At 39.3% G+C, this 18,218-nt stretch carries 15 protein-coding genes and 1 tRNA gene; 5 read left to right on the plus strand and 11 right to left on the minus strand.

Annotated elements, in window-relative coordinates:
- Window positions 1-143: 143 nt before the first annotated feature.
- Window positions 144-629 carry a hypothetical protein gene (locus IE867_RS09680; protein WP_192484524.1) on the plus strand — a complete coding sequence of 162 codons (486 nt, stop codon included), beginning with the start codon at window positions 144-146 and terminating at the stop codon, window positions 627-629.
- A gap of 149 nt (window positions 630-778) precedes the next feature.
- Here the strand turns inward: IE867_RS09680 and miaA are convergent, their stop codons facing one another.
- From miaA to tig, 8 genes are all read right to left on the minus strand, one after another.
- Window positions 779-1,696, minus strand: a complete 918-nt coding sequence (gene miaA, locus IE867_RS09685) for a tRNA (adenosine(37)-N6)-dimethylallyltransferase MiaA (RefSeq protein WP_192484543.1) — start codon at window positions 1,694-1,696, stop codon at window positions 779-781.
- A 19-nt stretch (window positions 1,697-1,715) separates the two neighbouring features.
- Entirely contained in the window at window positions 1,716-3,446 is a 1,731-nt protein-coding gene (locus IE867_RS09690; RefSeq protein WP_192484525.1) for a SurA N-terminal domain-containing protein, read from the minus strand.
- Window positions 3,447-3,584: 138 nt separating this feature from the next.
- Window positions 3,585-3,660: transfer RNA gene (locus tag IE867_RS09695), tRNA-Val, on the minus strand.
- 15 nt (window positions 3,661-3,675) lie between these two features.
- Complete coding sequence (locus tag IE867_RS09700; RefSeq protein ID WP_263478727.1) at window positions 3,676-3,981, minus strand: HU family DNA-binding protein; 306 nt, start codon at window positions 3,979-3,981, stop codon at window positions 3,676-3,678.
- Between the two features lie 122 nt (window positions 3,982-4,103).
- Window positions 4,104-6,455 (minus strand): endopeptidase La, encoded by a 2,352-nt coding sequence (lon, locus tag IE867_RS09705; protein WP_192484526.1) that lies wholly within the window; start codon window positions 6,453-6,455, stop codon window positions 4,104-4,106.
- Between the two features lie 11 nt (window positions 6,456-6,466).
- On the minus strand, window positions 6,467-7,777 hold the full coding sequence (gene clpX, locus IE867_RS09710; protein ID WP_192484527.1) for an ATP-dependent Clp protease ATP-binding subunit ClpX: 1,311 nt from the start codon (window positions 7,775-7,777) through the stop codon (window positions 6,467-6,469).
- An 80-nt stretch (window positions 7,778-7,857) separates the two neighbouring features.
- A complete protein-coding gene (gene clpP / locus IE867_RS09715) occupies window positions 7,858-8,469 on the minus strand; it encodes an ATP-dependent Clp endopeptidase proteolytic subunit ClpP (protein ID WP_192484528.1) in 612 nt (203 codons plus the stop codon).
- 146 nt (window positions 8,470-8,615) lie between these two features.
- A complete protein-coding gene (gene tig / locus IE867_RS09720; protein ID WP_192484529.1) occupies window positions 8,616-9,932 on the minus strand; it encodes a trigger factor in 1,317 nt (438 codons plus the stop codon).
- Window positions 9,933-10,165: 233 nt separating this feature from the next.
- Here tig and IE867_RS09725 point away from each other — a divergent pair, with 233 nt between their 5' ends.
- From IE867_RS09725 to fabV, 3 genes are all read left to right on the plus strand, one after another.
- Window positions 10,166-11,380 carry a multidrug effflux MFS transporter gene (locus tag IE867_RS09725; protein ID WP_192484530.1) on the plus strand — a complete coding sequence of 405 codons (1,215 nt, stop codon included), beginning with the start codon at window positions 10,166-10,168 and terminating at the stop codon, window positions 11,378-11,380.
- 3 nt (window positions 11,381-11,383) lie between these two features.
- Entirely contained in the window at window positions 11,384-12,442 is a 1,059-nt protein-coding gene (dinB, locus tag IE867_RS09730) for a DNA polymerase IV (RefSeq protein WP_192484531.1), read from the plus strand.
- Between the two features lie 107 nt (window positions 12,443-12,549).
- Window positions 12,550-13,743, plus strand: coding sequence for an enoyl-ACP reductase FabV (gene fabV / locus IE867_RS09735; RefSeq protein WP_192484532.1), 1,194 nt, complete (start codon window positions 12,550-12,552; stop codon window positions 13,741-13,743).
- On the opposite strand, the gene IE867_RS09740 is transcribed toward fabV, so the two are convergent.
- Window positions 13,740-14,420 carry a response regulator gene (locus IE867_RS09740; RefSeq protein WP_192484533.1) on the minus strand — a complete coding sequence of 227 codons (681 nt, stop codon included), beginning with the start codon at window positions 14,418-14,420 and terminating at the stop codon, window positions 13,740-13,742. The two genes, fabV and IE867_RS09740, sit on opposite strands and share 4 nt — an antisense overlap.
- A gap of 349 nt (window positions 14,421-14,769) precedes the next feature.
- Here IE867_RS09740 and IE867_RS09745 point away from each other — a divergent pair, with 349 nt between their 5' ends.
- Window positions 14,770-15,732 carry an FUSC family protein gene (locus tag IE867_RS09745; protein WP_192484534.1) on the plus strand — a complete coding sequence of 321 codons (963 nt, stop codon included), beginning with the start codon at window positions 14,770-14,772 and terminating at the stop codon, window positions 15,730-15,732.
- A gap of 119 nt (window positions 15,733-15,851) precedes the next feature.
- Here IE867_RS09745 and pgi read toward each other — a convergent pair whose 3' ends face one another.
- Complete coding sequence (pgi, locus tag IE867_RS09750; protein WP_192484535.1) at window positions 15,852-17,480, minus strand: glucose-6-phosphate isomerase; 1,629 nt, start codon at window positions 17,478-17,480, stop codon at window positions 15,852-15,854.
- A 15-nt stretch (window positions 17,481-17,495) separates the two neighbouring features.
- A complete protein-coding gene (gene pgl, locus IE867_RS09755) occupies window positions 17,496-18,218 on the minus strand; it encodes a 6-phosphogluconolactonase (RefSeq protein WP_192484536.1) in 723 nt (240 codons plus the stop codon).

Genomic DNA, 18,218 nt, shown 5'->3' on the forward strand with positions numbered 1-18,218 from the left:
GCCACACCAAGCCTAAGCTTACTGGTATGATTGGGTGCTAATGGAATGGTATGATTGCGGTGCTAAGTGATACAAGACGTTGACTATAGCGTTATTTTATAAAATTTTAAACAAAAGATTATTAATTTAATAAGGGGAATAAAATGCTTAATCTACAAAGAAACAAAGGTATATCATTAATTACATTGGTCGTTTGTTCTATTCCTTTAAGCCAGCTCAGTTATGCTATTACTCATTGTACTTTTCATCCTATGAAAAATTTTGGAAGCGACCATCCTATCAAAACATGCAGCGTTTCTCGTATGGATGATGATAGAGATAATAATACAGTGAAGTTTGATAATTCTATGGATCCAGTTTTGTTTAGGGGTTTTAAAAAAATTCCAGAAAAGGTCAGCTGCTATCCTACAAAAGACAAAAATGCAACTGTCAATCACATAACACTTGAGTACTATCACCAGATAGGTAAGCATGCTGTTGGAGTCAATTCTAATAAAAAAGAAATTACTCCAAGCGCTTATATAGAACACTTTGGACCGCTTGTTGGAATGGAAATTACTTATGATAAAAGATTTACCCTTCACGAAGAATTTACATGTGAGTATACAAAACAACAACCAAACCAATAATCCGAGCTTTACGAATCGAATTTCCGGCCGGAGGTAGCCTTGCATTTGGCAGCAATTTTTTAAAGTTGATGTAGCGACCACTTGTTAAGTTTAAGGTAGCGGCTTAATTTGACGTGGTATTTTTAAAAGCAATTCCTGACAAACAAATCTCATACGAAAAACCGCAACGCTTGATCAAGCTTGTCATTAAATCCTAGATTAGCATCAATCGTAAACATTGGTTGATGCCAGTTACGAATCCAGGTTAACTGGCGCTTAGCTAACTGGCGTGTTGCTGCAACTCCCTTGGCAACAAATTCATTATAATCATACTCGCCATCAAGGTGCTGCCATGCTTGGCGATAACCGACACTGCGCATGGAGGGCAGATCAGCATGCATAAGCGCTAGATTTTTAAGCCCTTCAACTTCTTTTAAAAAACCATTATCTAGCATTTGCATAAAGCGCTTTTCAATCATCTGATGTAAATGTTTACGATCATTTGGAACTAACGCGCATAGCTTAAGTAACTGACCTAAACCACCCTCTTTGGCATTTTCAGCAATAACATGCGAATAAGGTTGCTCAGTAAGTAATATCACCTCAACGGCACGCTCAATCCGTTGTTGATCATTTGGGTTAAGCTTGTTAGCTGTGAGAGGGTCTTTGTGCATCAAGAAGTCATACCAATACGCTAAATCTTGTAATTTGATTGTGTCACGCACTTTATCATCTGCTTCAGGCAGTTTAGATATGCCCTCTTGCAATGCTTTAAAGTACATCATCGTGCCACCTACAAGTAATACTTCTTTGTTACGTGCATGGATCTCTTGAATCAATCGCTTAGTATCATTGATAAAATCATTGACCGAGTAATTAAACCACGGCTCGATAATATCAATCAAATGATGAGAAACACCCTTCATTTCCAAGAGATTCGGTTTAGCTGAACCAATATCCAATCGCTTGTATACCAAAGCCGAATCAACACTGATAATTTCAGCATTCATTTCTTTGGCAAGCTCAATGGAGAGAGACGTTTTTCCTGAGGCAGTCGGACCTGCCAAAGCATAGACTTTTTTTGAAATAACAGACATGGAGAAATAGTTATTGAATCAGTTGATGATTAATCTCAACTTTATATTGTTTCTTTAATGCAGCCAAATAGTCATTTAGCTCAATATTACTATAGTTATTCTGTAGTACTTGCGATGGCAACTCATCCGTGCCATCAATGACTTTTGCCACTTCATATACCCAATAAGACTCGCCATTTTTTGCCAATTTATATGACTTCAAACTATCACTGAAAATAGCTGTTTTTAAGTCTTGATCAAGGGTAAAGTCACTGCGTGAAATGGTTTCGGTTTTTGCCTTCACCGTTTTGACTTCTTTTTTATCTTGTAAAGTTTTAAGCGCATTTTGTGCTGCTTTTTGCGCTTGTGCTAATGACTCTGTGGCAATATACGCCGTTTTGACCTTATCTTTAACCTTATCAAAGCTTAAGGTATGTTTCGGAATCATCTTGTCAACTTTGTAGATAATGCCATCGGTTTGACCTTGAGCAATAAAGCCTTGCGCTTTATTGTGATCAAATACCGCTTCTTGTAATTTGGCATTGCCTTCAACACTGCCACTTGTCGTATTTTTATCAAATGCCTTTGTCGTGGTAGGCGTTAATTTATTGGCTTTAACGACTTGGTCAAAGCTATTGCTATTAATACTTGTTAACACTTCATTAAACTTAGTCAATGCCGCACGATTTTTAAGAATTTTTTCAATCACAGGCTTTGCTGCTGACAATGACATTTGGGCAGGTGCTGTGATTTTTGTTAATTTAACAAACTCATTACCCGATGTTTCTTTGACAGGTGATTCAAGCGTTAAATTAAATAACGCAAACTGCGCAAAGCCTGAAGCATCTGCTTGTGATAGTGACTTTATTTGTTCAATTTTAACTTCTTTTAACTCATCAGCCGTTAATGTTTTATTGGCTTTAAGTTTATCAGCAATTGTTTTGCTATCTTTAGCCTTTTTATCAATTGTGATTGTCTCACCAGCTCTTAACTCAGGTGACATAAGCGCATCTTTATTGGCTTGATAATAGCTATTGATTTCACGCTCAGATACTGGCTCTTTGCTCACAAAGTCCTGAGATGATAATTTGACATAAGATACAACCGCTTGCTCAATCTGCTCATATTGCGCTTTGTGTGCATAATAATAAGCTTGAAGCACTTTGTCTGTTGGCTTGATCTTACTGGCGTAATCTTTCGCGGCAAAATCATAATAAGTCACTTCGCGCTTTTGCCCCATTAGTGCACTTAGTGTTTTTTGTTCATCACTTAACACAAACTCACTTTGCAATAGCGGTGTGACAATACTTGAGGTCAAAATACTATTGGCAATCAATGCTTTGATATTGCCGGCACCACCATATAACTTAGCTAACTCATCAAAACGTTTCGCTGAGTATTGCCCATTTTCAATAAACGCCGGATTTTGGAAAATTGCAGTGGATACCGCAGATTGTGTAATGGCAATATGCGATGCCGTGGCATCTTGTTGCAACAATGCTTGATCCACTAATTGATTTAATGTTTTCTCTTGTAATGCTTTTTGATCAAGTGAAGGCTGTGCTTGCATATTTTGCGACAAGCTTTGTTGATAGCTATTTTGCGAGATTTGCACATCACCTACTTTTGCCACAGATTGAGGTGAAACGCCACCTGAGACAAAAAAATAACTAATACCTGTTAATACAAAAACCGCACTCACTGCGATGATGATAATCCACGTAATCCAACCTTTAAATTTATCATTAATCGATTGCAACATATGACACTACTACCTACTTCCATTGAGCTTAAAATTAAGTTGTCACATCTTAGCATGGGATATACCGCTCGTGAATCATTTTGCGGTGTTTAATAGTGAAAACAAAAAAGGCATGCTAAAAGCATGCCTTTAAATATATGGTGGGTGCTGAGGGGATCGAACCCCCGACCCTCGCCTTGTAAGGGCGATGCTCTCCCAGCTGAGCTAAGCACCCACGAGCTGAACTATATTAGTTCACAGCATCTTTCAATAGTTTTCCTGCTTTAAATGAAGGTGATTTAGATGCTTTGATCTTCATTTTCTCACCTGTCTTAGGGTTGCGCCCCTCACGTGCCGCTCTTTCACGAACTTGGAATGAACCAAATCCAACAAGAGTAACTGTTTGACCTGCTTTTAACGCTTCAGTTACCGCTTCAGTCGTCGCGTCTAATGCGCGCTGAGCGACATCCTTGGTTACGTCAGCTTTTTCTGCAATTGCTTTTACTAGTTCACTTTTATTCACGATGCTTTCCTCTTTCGTTGTTGAATAACTCACTGTTTAAGCGGCTTGCGACCGCCTAACTCGCCTAAGTTATAGCAAGCACAGTAGCGCACGTCAACACGGTTTATTGCTAATTCATTGTTTTTTAACGTTTTTTTGATGTTTTCCCATTTTTTTTAGCTTTTTTTGGTTTTTTTTGACATCAGCGCACGTGCTAAAACTTCTTCAATTCTCTTAACAGCAATGATTTCCAAGCCATCTTTTACATTCTGCGGAATATCCTGAAGATCCTTTTTATTTTCAAATGGAATGAGGACTGTCGTAATACCTCCGCGAAGTGCTGCCAAAAGTTTTTCTTTTAAACCACCGATCGGTAATACGTCACCGCGCAAGGTAATCTCACCTGTCATCGCGACATCTTTTCTAACTGGAATATCTGTCAATGAAGATAAAACCGCTGTACACATCGCAATACCTGCACTTGGTCCATCTTTGGGTGTCGCACCTTCCGGTACATGGATATGAAAATCACGTTTCTCATAGAAGTCATCATCCAATCCATAGTCTTTTGCCATCGTGCGCACGACGGTTAAGGCTGCATGGATCGACTCTTGCATCACTTCACCGAGTTTACCCGTGCTCTTAAGCTTACCTTTGCCTGGCGTTGCTACTGCTTCAATGGTTAATAGATCACCACCCACTTCAGTCCACGCAAGTCCCGTAACTTGTCCAATTTTATCCTCTTGTTGTGCTAGGCCAAAATCATAGCGTCTAACACCAAGGTATTTATCCAAATTTTTGCTATTAACTGAGACTTTCTTACCATCCTTAGCGGATAAAATATGTTTAACCGCTTTGCGACAGATCTTATTAAGCTCCTGCTGCAAGCGACGTACACCCGCTTCACGTGTGTAATAACGAATGATATCCTCAATCACTTTATCAGCAACAGCAATCTCAGCTTCTTTTAAACCATTGTCTTTAATCGCTCGTGGCAATAAATAATTCTTAGCAATATTCTTTTTTTCATCTTCGGTATAACCCGATAGATAAATAATCTCCATGCGATCTCTTAAGGCATCAGGGATATTTAAACTATTTGCCGTTGCCACAAACATCACATCTGATAGGTCATAATCGACATCTAGATAATGATCATTAAATGTATTGTTTTGCTCAGGATCCAATACCTCAAGCATTGCAGAGGATGGATCACCGCGAAAATCAGCTGACATCTTATCGATTTCATCCAATAAAAACAGCGGATTGTTCACCTGTACTTTACTGATTTTTTGCATAATTTGCCCAGGTAACGCACCAATATACGTACGTCGATGGCCGCGAATTTCCGCCTCATCTTTAACACCTCCTAATGCCATACGCACATATTTACGCCCTGTCGCCTTAGCAATTGATTGCCCCAATGACGTTTTACCAACACCCGGAGGCCCGACTAAGCATAAAATAGGTCCTTTAAGCTTACGCATTCTTTGTTGCACTGCTAGATATTCCAAAATACGCTCTTTGACCTTCTCAAGACCATAATGATCCATATTTAAGGTATCTTCTGCTTGCGCTAAATCTTTTTTGACTTTGCTACGCTTTGACCACGGCAATGACGTTAAGGTTTCGATGTAGTTACGTGATACGGAGGCTTCAGCCGAGGATGGCGGCATGGCTTTGAGCTTCTTAAGCTCAGACAATGCTTTTTCAGTCGCCTCTTTTGACATCTTAGCCGTATCAATTTTTCCTTTTAATTGCTCAAACTCTTCAGCTTCATCAGCATCCCCCATCTCTTTATAGATCGCTTTGATCTGTTCATTGAGATAGTACTCACGCTGATTTCGCTCAACTTGCGATTTGACACGATCCTTGATATTACGCTCAAGCTGTAATACATCGGTCTCTGCCATGAGTAGTTTTAATAATAATGACGCACGTTGCTGCAAGCCTTCCGCTTCAAGCACTTCTTGCTTTTTAGATACTGTCGCATGCGCTTGCGCTACGATTGTATCGATAATGCGCGTTAAATTGGTATCTGACAAAATTGACGACAAAATTTCTTTTGGAATCTGACCGTTCATATCCGCCAAAGTTTTAAAGCTTGACAAGATCGCACGAATAAATCCACCTTCATCAACATCATTTAAGTCATTTTTTGTTTCAATCAACTCAATCTGAGCGGCAATAAAAGGCGTGTCTTCAAAATACTTAAGCACCTTCGCTCGACGAACACCTTCAACAAGTACCTTACAAGTACCATCTGGCAGCTTCATCAACTGCAGGATCTTGGCATAGGTTCCTGTGGTGTGTAAATCCTTAACTTTCGGATTATCAATATCATCCGATTTTTGCGTCACCAGTAAGATTTTTTGTCTTGTTGCATGCGCTTCACTAATTGCGGCAATTGATTTTTCTCTACCGACAAAAAGTGGCACAGCCATATAAGGATACACAACGATATCTCTTAATGGCACAACCGGTACTAATTCTTCAACACTTTGTTTATCATTCGAATATAATTGCATGCATGCTAACCTTATTGAACTGAAGCTAATCTAAATTGTGCCTGATCTTTTAATACAATTAATGGCTCTTCTTTACCATTGATTGCCGCCTCATCAATCACAACTTTTTCAACATTTTCAATTGATGGTGCTTCAAACATGATATTAAGTAACGCATTTTCCAAAATGGAGCGTAAGCCACGCGCACCTGTTTTGCGTTTAACTGCTCTATGCGCTGCTGCTTTAATCGCTTCCGGTGTGAACTCGACATTAACTTCTTCAATTTCAAATAGCTTGGTATACTGCTTGATCAAAGCATTTTTTGGCTCAGTTAAGATCTTCACCAACGCCTCTTCATCCAACTCTTCCAAGATAGCCATCACTGGTAAACGACCAATCAACTCAGGGATCAATCCAAACTTAACCAAATCTTCTGGCTCAACTTGCTTAAGCAGACGATTATGTGACGCTTGATCATCTTTACCGAAAACATCAGCACCAAAACCAATACCGGATTTCTCAGTACGCTGCTGAATAACTGATTCGATACCAGCAAAAGCACCACCACAAATAAACAAGATATTTGCTGTATCCACTTGCTCAAGATCCTGATTAGGGTGTTTTCTGCCACCTTTTGGCGGAACAGAGGCGACTGTGCCTTCAATTAACTTCAATAAAGCCTGCTGCACACCTTCGCCAGAGACATCACGTGTAATTGATGGGTTTTCTGATTTGCGCGCAATTTTATCGATCTCATCAATATAAATGATGCCACGTTCTGCCTTTTTGGCATCAAAATCTGCATTTTGTAGCAGCTTTTGAATGACATTCTCAACATCTTCACCAACATAACCTGCTTCGGTTAAAGTCGTCGCATCAGCGATAGCAAAAGGAACGTTAAGCATTTTTGCCAAGGTTTGTGCCAACAAAGTTTTACCTGACCCTGTTGGACCTAACAGCAAAATATTACTCTTTGATAAAGTGACATCATCATCTTGCTTTTGCTTGTTATAAATTCTCTTGTAATGGTTATATACCGCTACTGATAGGACTTTTTTTGGTGCATCTTGACCGATGATATACTCATCAAGGTGTTTTTTAATATCAACCGGCTTAGGTAAACTTTGTTTGCCCTCAGCTGTTGATAAGTCCGGCTCTTGTGTTGCATCTTGCGGGCCACCTGTTTTGATGATGCCCTCACATAAGCTCACACATTCATTACAAATATAAACAGAAGGTCCTGCGATTAACTTACGTACTTCTTGTTGTGATTTCCCACAGAATGAACAATACAGCGCACGGCCATTATCACCATCACCGTCGCCACGTCTTTTTCTTGGCATATTTTCCTCTCTAAAAACAATCAAAATTATAAACGCCCACCGATTTGCGGGCGACTAGGCAGAAATTCAAGCTTTTATTTTTATTTAATACCTGGAATATGCGCTCTTGATTCAATCACCTGATCAATTAAGCCATATTCTTTTGCTTCTTCCGCCATCATGAAATTATCGCGATCCGTATCTTTCACCGTCTGCTCATAAGATTGACCGGTATGACGCGCTAACACATGATTCAAGCGCTCTTTGATTCTTAACATATTGCGTGCATGGATCTCGACATCAGATGCCTGACCTCTAAAACCACCTAATGGTTGGTGAATCATGATTTGCGAATGTGGCAAACTATAACGCTTACCTTTTTCGCCTGCTGCTAATAAAACAGCACCCATACTTGCCGCCAATCCAATACAAATTGTGCTTACATTGGGCTTGATAAACTGCATCGTGTCATAAACACCCATGCCTGCAGTGACTGAACCACCTGGCGAGTTGATATAAAAATAAATATCTTTATCAGGGTTTTCAGACTCTAAAAATAACAATTGAGCGATCACTAAATTAGCCGATGTATCATTGACTTCACCATTTAAAAATATAATGCGCTCTTTTAACAAACGCGAATAAATATCGTAAGAACGCTCACCACGTGATGTTTGCTCAACAACCATAGGGACTAAATTATTTGTAATCATATTTTCACCTTATATCCATATTGCAAGTGTGTTTACACTGACAAGTTAATAACAAAAAAGCCACAAACGTGGCCCTTAGTTTAAGTCGATTATTTTATTTTCTCCAGTGCTTTACTGGCACAAATTGCGTTGTTTTAATTCATTGATTAAAACATGCCACCTTGTGGTAAAACTTTTTTGATCAATTCAAAGAAATCTTCTGTTTTTTCAGTAGATTGACCTTGCTCAACCACCCAATCCACTAGCTTATTTTCAACAACAACGTTTTTGATGTTTTCTAATTCTTTCTTATCACTGTTAACATGATCACGTACTTCTTGCGCATCTTCATACACTGATGCCATCTCTTCAATCACCGCATCAATAGATTCTTGATCGGCTTCAAGTTTTTGATCATGTACAATCGCTTGCAAAATCAAACCAAGCTTAACTGATTTTTCAGCCTTAGCCTTGAATAAGTCATCTGGCAAATCCTCTGCTTTCATTTTTGACTTAGCACCACCCATACGCTCAATAAGATCATGCTTAGAGCGATCGATCTCACGTTGCACAAGCGCTTTAGGCACATCGAAATCAATAATATCAACCAACTGATCAAACACTTGTGTTTTGACCGTTTTATTAATCGCATTTTTTAGCTCGCGTGCCATATTTTGCTTAATCTCAGCATAAAACTCATCAACGCCACCTTTGATACCAAACTGCTCAACAAACTTGTCATCAATCTCTGGCAATTCAGCTTCTTTAATATTTTTAACGACGATATCAAACTGTGCTGCTTTGCCTTTTAACTCATCATTTTGATAATCTTCAGGGAAAGTCACATCAATCGTTTTTTCTTCATCTTTTTTCATGCCGATGATGCCATCTTCAAATCCTGGAATCATTTGACCTGAACCGATCGTCACTTCAGAGTCATTGGCAGAACCACCTTCAAAAACTTCACCGTCAACACGACCAACGAAGTCAATTGTGACACGGTCATCAGCTTGAACTTCACGCTCTACATCTTTCCACGTTGCAAGTTGTTTACGTAGATTACTGATCATTTGCTCTGTTTGCGCATCGCCTAACTCAACGACTGGTTTTTCAACAGTTACTTTATCTAAATCCTTAACAACCACTTCAGGGAAAAGCTCAACATTAACATTAAACTTAAGCGCTTCACCTTCTTTGTTATTTAGAATTTCAATTTCCACACCGGCTGCATTTAATTGATGCTCTTGAATTGCCTGCGCATATTTGGGAGGTAAAACATCACCTAATACTTCAAAACGTACTTGCTCACCGTATTTTTTCTTAATCATACCTGCTGGCACTTTACCTGGTCTAAAACCATCTACTTTCGCTGTTTTAGCGATACGCTGAATACGCTTTGACACCTCTGTATCAATCACAGTTGCTGGTAATTCAATATTTAAAACGCAATGAATGCCTTCTTTTTTTTCAACAGATACTTGCATTACTAATCCTTATTTGTACTCTTTATATTTTCAAGGTTTAAAATTCAGGGTCAGAGTTTATATTTTGCCCGCTCAATTGTCTAGCGCTTTAATGCTTGAATTTAAAGCCCCGCTTATTTTGTCATTAGAAGCACTCGACTTTGCTTTGAGAATAGATACAATAATTCGCATTACCCGCTTGCAACGAAATCAAGCAAGTACAAAAACAAAAGAATAAAGACAAAATAGACATCATGACAGATAAAACCTATCAATGGCCGTACTCACCAGTTATTACGGTCTTTTTACTAGCACCCGTTGTTTTTAGCTTTGCATTGGCACTTGACACCTATATGCCCGTGATTCCTGAGATGAAAGCCATTTTAAATACTTCTCAGGAAATGGTGCAATTAACCTTATCTTTATTCTTCCTTGTTACTGGATTTGGCCAATTAATCTTAGGTCCATTATCAGATCAATTTGGTCGCTATAAAGTACTTTTTATTTCGGTGAGTTTGTTTTGTATCGGCTCATTGTTGTGCGCACTATCAAACCATATCGGCTGGCTTATCGCCTTTCGTATCATTCAAGGCTTTGGTGCTTGTGGCATGTCCGTTAGTGCATTTGCGATTGTCCGTGATGCTTTCTCCGGCAAACAAAGTGCGATGATCTATAGCTTTCTAAATGCTATGATCTCAGTCTCTCCTATATTGGGCCCTATCATTGGTGTGTTATTAACTGCTTATTTCCCCTGGCATGCCGTGTTTTATTTTCTAACAGGACTTGGTGTGTTTACACTGATATTAACCGTCTTGTTTGTCAAAGAAAGCTCACATCCTAATAATCGCAAACCTTTTAATTTGAGCTTGTTTAGTCGTTACTTTAGCATTTGCAAGAGCCTGACCTTTTGGGCATATACCTTGCCTGCCATTGCTGGTGTTTCTGCTTTTTTCACACTCTTTTCAATGACACCTTACATTATTAAAACCCTTGGTGAACCACGCTCACAAATCGGTATTTTCTTTGGTATGGCAGGAGGTGCTTTTTTAGTTGGCTCAATCATCTCTGGCGCTATCGTGCATAAACTAGGGGTTTTAAAGACATCGATTCTTGGATCCATATTGATATTATCTTCAGGCATTTTACTTATTGTGATCTATCAACTGTTTGGTTTAAGTCTTTGGGGCTTCTTTGGTCCGAGCATGCTTGCAACTTTTGGTTGCGCATTAACTGCAGGCTCAGGTGCCAGTGGTGCACTTGAGCCTTTTGGTGCGTATCCTGGAGCGGCATCTGCGATGTTTGGCGCACTTGAATTAGGTGGTAGTTCAGTTGTTGGCTCAGTGGCAACACTCTTTGCGATAAATACTTCCTACCCGCTGGCACTGACAATGCTTACAACTTCCATCACTAGCTTAATTTTATTATTCGCTTTAACCCTTTCTTTAAATAAGAATACAGCAAAGACATAAAATATGAGTGACTTCGCCACACGTAAAATAATTCATATCGATATGGACTATTTTTTTGCGCAAGTTGAGGAAAAGAACAATCCCACCCTTCGTGACAAGCCTTTTGCTGTTGGTGGCAACAATATCAAACGTGGCGTACTATGCACTTGCAATTATATTGCCAGAAGCTATGGTGTGCATTCTGCGATGCCTACACGTATTGCATTGCAAAAATGCCCCGATTTAATATTACTCCCCACTGACTTTGATAAATATAAGCGTGTTTCAAATATTATTCGCGATATTTTTAAAAGCATTAGTCCACTCGTTGAACCCTTATCATTGGATGAAGCGTATATTGATGTAACAAATATCAAAAGCCACGCCAATAGTGCAACATTAATGGCACAAGCCATCAAAACAGAAATTTTAAAACAAACAGGACTTACTGCCTCAGCAGGTGTTGCGCCAAACAAGCTCTTAGCCAAAATCGCCAGTGACATCAATAAACCCAATGGCTTATATGTCATTCGCCCGCATGATGTAGATAAATTTATTCAAGATCTGCCCGTTGGTAAGCTTTTTGGTGTTGGCAGTGTGACAGAAAATAAAATGCAAAAAATGGGACTTAGGAGTTGTGCTGATTTACAAAAGCTTGATATCAAAGCGCTTGAGCATCATTTCGGTAAGCTTGGCACGAGTCTATATGACTATTGTCGCGGCATTGATCGACGTTTGGTAAATCCAAAACGCATCCGCAAATCGTTAGGTGTTGAGCATACCTATCAACACGATCTAACCACAAAAGATGACTGCCTAAAGGCATTAACACAATTGCATCAAGAGCTTTTAGCAAGACTCAAGCCTGAGCATACGCTATGTATTGAGGGTATTTTTATTAAAATCACTGACAACACATTTCATAAAACAAGCATTGAACGCCACACAGAAAGTAGTGAGCTTAATCTCTATTTACTGCTTTTTGACAACCTTTATCACAAACAAAGCAACCCTATTCGTTTACTTGGATTAGGTGTCAAACTCAGTGAGCAACCTGTCAAACAAATTCCCTTGGCTTTGTGATGAATATACCCACCACCAAATGATTATGATGAGTATAACCACTTGACTCACTAAGAGCTGCTGAATATCATCGTCAACACTTTAAGACTTTAATTTGTAAAAATACCATGATTGTAAAACCTGAAATTATGCGCGGCGGATTAGTTAAGAACCCTCACCCAATAGGCTGTAAAGCGGCTGTTGAAAAACAAATTAACTATATGAAAAGTTTACCAAAGTTTGCTAATAAAAAGCGAGCACTGATTATTGGTGGCTCCTCCGGCTATGGTCTTGCCTCACGCATTGCCCTTGCTTATGGTGCCAATGCCGATACGATTAGCGTGTCATTTGAACCTGGCGTTAATGATAAGCGCTTAGGAAGTGCCGGTTGGTGGAATAATATCTGGTTTAAAGAGCAAGCTGAAAAGGACGGACTCATTGCTAAAAATATTATTGGTGACGCTTTTTCCGATCCGATCAGACAGCAAACCATCGATATGATCAAACAAGCGTTTGATGGCAAGATTGATATATTAATCTACAGTCTTGCCTCACCAAGACGCACAGATCCAAAAACCGGTATCACACATAGCTCTGTATTGAAAAGTATTGTTGGTGAAATCGCAGCTCCTACGCTTGATCTGAATAAACAGGTCATTGTTGATGGCAAGATGATGGCTGCAACAAAGCATGATATTGATGAAACAATTAAAGTCATGGGTGGTGAAGATTGGCAGCTTTGGATTGAATCACTTAAAGAGGCAGGTGTTTTAGCCGATGGCTTTAAAACCACCGCTTACTCCTATGATGGTGCTGATGGCACCGATGCTATTTATAAAAAAGGCACGATTGGTGCTGCTAAACGTCATTTAGAAAAGACTGCACTAACGCTTAACAATGAACTGCACAGTCTACAAGGTGAAGCATTTGTTACCGTTGCCAAAGCACTAGTTACTAAGGCTAGTGCCTTTATCCCGCTATTTCCACTCTATGGTTGCGCACTTTTTAAGGTTATGAAAGAACTTGGCACACATGAGAACACCATAGAGCAAATCGATCGCTTTATGCGTGATATGCTCTATGGCAACAAACGTATTACCGATGAGGTTGGGCGTGTGCGCCCTGATAATCTTGAAATGGATGCCAACACGCAAATCTTGACTAATGAAATCATGTCAAAAATGACTTCTGAAAACTTTAAAGAGATTAGTGATTTTGCTGGATTTTATCAGGATTTCTTAGAACTCAACGGCTTTAATGTTGCAGGTGTTGATTATGATGCATCTATCGATATTGATGCATTAAAATCAAAGCAGCCTTAGCCATTGGATGCTTCTTGTGGTGGTTTTTGAATAATATAGCCAACACCACGCAGTGTTTTGATATATTTGTTCTGGATTTTCTTACGCAAGTTATGAATATGCACTTCTAAGGTATTTGAATCAACTTCTTCATCCCAACCATAGAGCTTTTCAAGCAGCTTTGTTTTAGAAACCACTTTACCAATGTTCTCTAACAAGCATTCTAATAGCGCAAACTCGCGCCTAGATAGTTTAACAAACTCGCCATTGATCGTTAGTGTTTGTGCCGCAGGATCTAGCTCAAGCGCTTCAAACTTAATCTTAGGTTCACTGCGACCAACAGAGCGCCTCACCAATGCACGCATTCTTGCCAAGAGCTCAGATAAATCAAAAGGCTTTGTCAAATAATCATCCGCTCCTGAGTCCAGTCCACGCACACGATCATCAATGGCATCACGCGCTGTTAATAGTAATACAGGAACTGCATTGCCTTTCGCTCGAATGCTTTTAACAATGGCAATACCATCCTTATGCGGCAAACCAATATCCATTACCACGGCATCATAAGGCTCAGTGTCTAACGCAAGCTCAGCCATTTTGCCATCACGCATCAAATCAACAGCATAATTATGCTGTCTTAGGCCTTCAACAATACCATCACCTAACATTTCATCATCTTCAACGACTAATATTCGCATGAAATATTCACTTATATTTACTCGACAATGCTTGAAATAGTAGCATTATCAATGCCAAAGGTTGATATGTTTTACCAATTTTTCATCCATTTAGATATTCTAAACAACTATCTAAACTAAATGAATGTAAAGTTTGATCCGGCTGTAATATAATCTGATTATCAATAACAAAAAGGATGTATATACCGCTTGTAAATCATTTTGCGGTATTGGATGCCGAAGAAGTTTTTGATGATTTTAGGTGACTGAATCGCCGGTAATAGCTAGGACTATTGCCAAAGTTCAATCATCTAAAAGGACATAAAATTCAATGGCAGAAATGCTGTGAAATGGTTTATGGGCGGTATATATGTATAGAATTTTCAATTATTCATCCATCATTAAAATGCTTATTGCCGTTGTTCCTGCGGCTACTTTAAGTTATTTGCTTTCACAACCTATTTATCTACTGTGTGGTTTATATGCTGCTGCAGTAATTATTCCTTTCTGTGATCACACCAGTAAGCGCATTGCTTTTGTGATGCTTATTTTTTTGTTTGTGATCACCTTTGTTTTAGTCAAACTGCTGATGCATAGTGATTTTTATTTTATCAGTGTCGTCTCAATCATTGCGATTATCATTGGTATAATTGAAACCTATAATCCAAGCTTTAAATCCATGGGCGCTTATTTATTTATCGGCATTATTTATACTGCCTTTGAAATAAGAGCATATGGTGATCTAATCACTATTGCAATCATTGCTAAGCTTTTTGGCATAAGTCTTTTGAGTGTTTTGATTGTTTTTATTATGAGTCTCACAACAAAAGCAACCAAGGGCTATCAAAACTTCACATTACAACTACAATCTCAGCATTGCATTCATTACTGTGTTTATTTCTTGCCGCTTTTGATCAGCATGCTTGTTTGGCATTTTTCACAACTGGCTGAACCGCAATGGCTGCTATGGTCATCATTATCAGTCGCCAGTCTAAGCTTTAAAAAGGCACGAGATAAGATTCAAAAACGTATCACTGGCGCATGTATTGGTTTATCATTGGGCATCATTGTCACATTATTATTCAATCTAAATAGTCCACTGATTTTTAACTTAAGCTTTGTTGCTATTATTTTCAGTTTACGAGGCATTAACAACTATACTGCATCCTTTGCAACCCGCTGTTTTTTTATTGTCACTTTTGCCGGTGCGCATTACTTATATACCAGTAGTGATCGAATCATTGATGTATTTATCGGTGGTTTGATCGGTCTAATAAGCAGCGCTGTTTTAAGCTATATTATTCAACGCCGTGAGAATGAAATAAGTTACTAAGTAATGAATCAAGAATAAGTTGCCTCAGCTAGCACCTCTCCCCTTGCGGGAGAGGTCGTGCGGCTTAAGCTGCACGGGTGAGGGGAGTAATTGAAGCTCAACTTATTTTTGAATTATTACTAAGAAATGTATTTGAGCAAGCCCTTTGTTGAACTATCATAACTTTCATTATCAAAATCTTGTTGCTCTAAGCTTGTTAAAATAGGCTTACCTAAGGCTTTACCTAGCTCCACTCCCCACTGATCAAAGCTGTTGATTCCCCACAAAATACCTTGGACAAATATTTTATGCTCATATAAGGCAATCAACTCACCTAATGCATGCGGGGTTAGCTCATCAATAACTATCGTGTTGCTTGGTTTATTGCCCGCAATCACCTTTTGCGGTGCTAACGTATTGATCTCATTCTCTGCTAAGCCTTGTGTTTTAAGCTCATCAATGACGTCATTTAATGATTTGCCTTGCATCAAAGCTTGCGATTGCGCTAAGCAATTAGCCAATAGTGCTTGATGATGATCTTTCAAGGAATGATGAGGCTTTTTAATTGCAATAAAATCAGCAGGTACAATAACATTACCTTGATGTAATAACTGATGAAACGCATGCTGCCCATTGGTACCTATTCCACCCCAGAGCACGACACCTGTTTGCTCAGGGCTTAAGCTGCCATCTTTTTTGCATGATTTGCCATTGCTCTCCATATCCGCTTGCTGCAAATAATCAACCAAATGACGCAAACGCTCATCATACGCCAAAATCGCCTGTGATTGCGTGTGATAGAAATCACTATATAAGGTTGCGATCAAAGCAACAATAATCGGCATATTCTTTGTCAATGGCGCGCTTTTGAAGTGATTATCCATCGCAAAAGCTCCTTTTAATAAGTCTTCAAAATGCGCAAAGCCAATCGCAAATACAATTGCCATGCCAATCGAGGACCAGAGCGAGTAACGCCCACCGACCCAATCCCACATTTGGAAACAGTTATTAAGGTCAATGCCAAAAGCCTCTACTTTATCAAGTGCACTGGATACCGCAACGAAATGCTTAGCCACGGCGGCTTGATCTTGTTTGTAGAATTCAAGCAACCATTTGCGTGCAGTCATGGCATTCATCAAGGTTTCTTGTGTGGTAAATGATTTAGATGCCACAATAAACAACGTGGTCTCAGGATTAAGTTTGGTGGTAACACTCAAAATAGACTCAGCATCAACATTTGAGACAAAGTGCACCTGTGTTTTGTTTAAGTGATAAGGGGCAAGTGCCTCAACCACCATTCTAGGTCCCAAATCAGAGCCACCAATACCAATATTAACCACATCAGTGATCTCTTTACCTGAATGCCCACGCCATTGCCCAGTATGGACTTTTTCAACCAACGCTTTGACACGCAAGCGCTCTTTGATAATTTCAGGTTTAACATCAACGCCATCGACCATGATCGCTTGATCAGAGAAATCACGCAATGCAGTATGCAATACAGCACGCTGCTCGCTGCTATTAATCTTCTCTCCAGCGAACATTTTATCGCGATATTTCTCAACTTTTGCGTCACGTGCCAACTCAAAAAGTGTCGCTAAGATATCATCCGTTAACTTATTTTTTGAATAATCCAATAATAAACTGTCAACCTGCAAATGATATTTATTAAATCGATCTTCATCTTCTTTAAATAAACGTTTGATATCCAAGCTTGAATACTCTGTTTTCAGTAAATGCTGTAACTGCTGTCTTATATGTTGATTCATTTTAATTCCTTGTTCTTATCCCTTATCCAATTCACTGGCAGCGGTCTGATCAATATGCCAAACCAAGCGCCCAGTTGTGAGATCCACTGCTTTAGCCGGATAATCGATCACCACACTCTCGCGATCAAATACTTTAGCTAACATAGCGGCTTTGTTTTCACCTGTCACTAAAAAGTCAATCATTTTGGCATTGTTAAGTACTTTAAGTGTCAAGGTAATCCGTGTCTGCTTTGTGCTTGGATGCACGGCCACCTCAACCCATTTATCTGATGATAATGGCACGCCATTGACAAATAAAGATGCGGTATGCCCATCATCACCCATACCCAACCATACCCAATCAAATTGCGGCACACCATCGATTTGTGGCACATGCTTTTTTAGCTCTCTAACATAGTTAAGGGCGGCTTGCTCAGGTGAGATATCACCTTGCATTGGATGTAAATTCTCCCTTGGGATATCAACACTTGCAAACAATAACCTATCGGCCTCACCGAAGTTACTTTCTTTATCCGCGAAATCAACACAACGCTCATCACACCACCAAAAATGAAGCTTCTGCCAATTGATTACTGTGGATTGCCCTAGTTGATTAATCAGCTCAAAGATACTCTTAGGTGTTGTACCACCTGATAATGCAATATGCACACAATCTTGTGTTGAATGTGATAATGCAACTAACTTGTCAAACATCGCATAAGCGATATCTTGCTGCTGTTGATAGATAATATATGACAT

The sequence above is a fragment of the Cysteiniphilum marinum genome (genome assembly GCF_014857925.1).
Taxonomy (GTDB): domain Bacteria; phylum Pseudomonadota; class Gammaproteobacteria; order Francisellales; family Francisellaceae; genus Caedibacter; species Caedibacter marinus.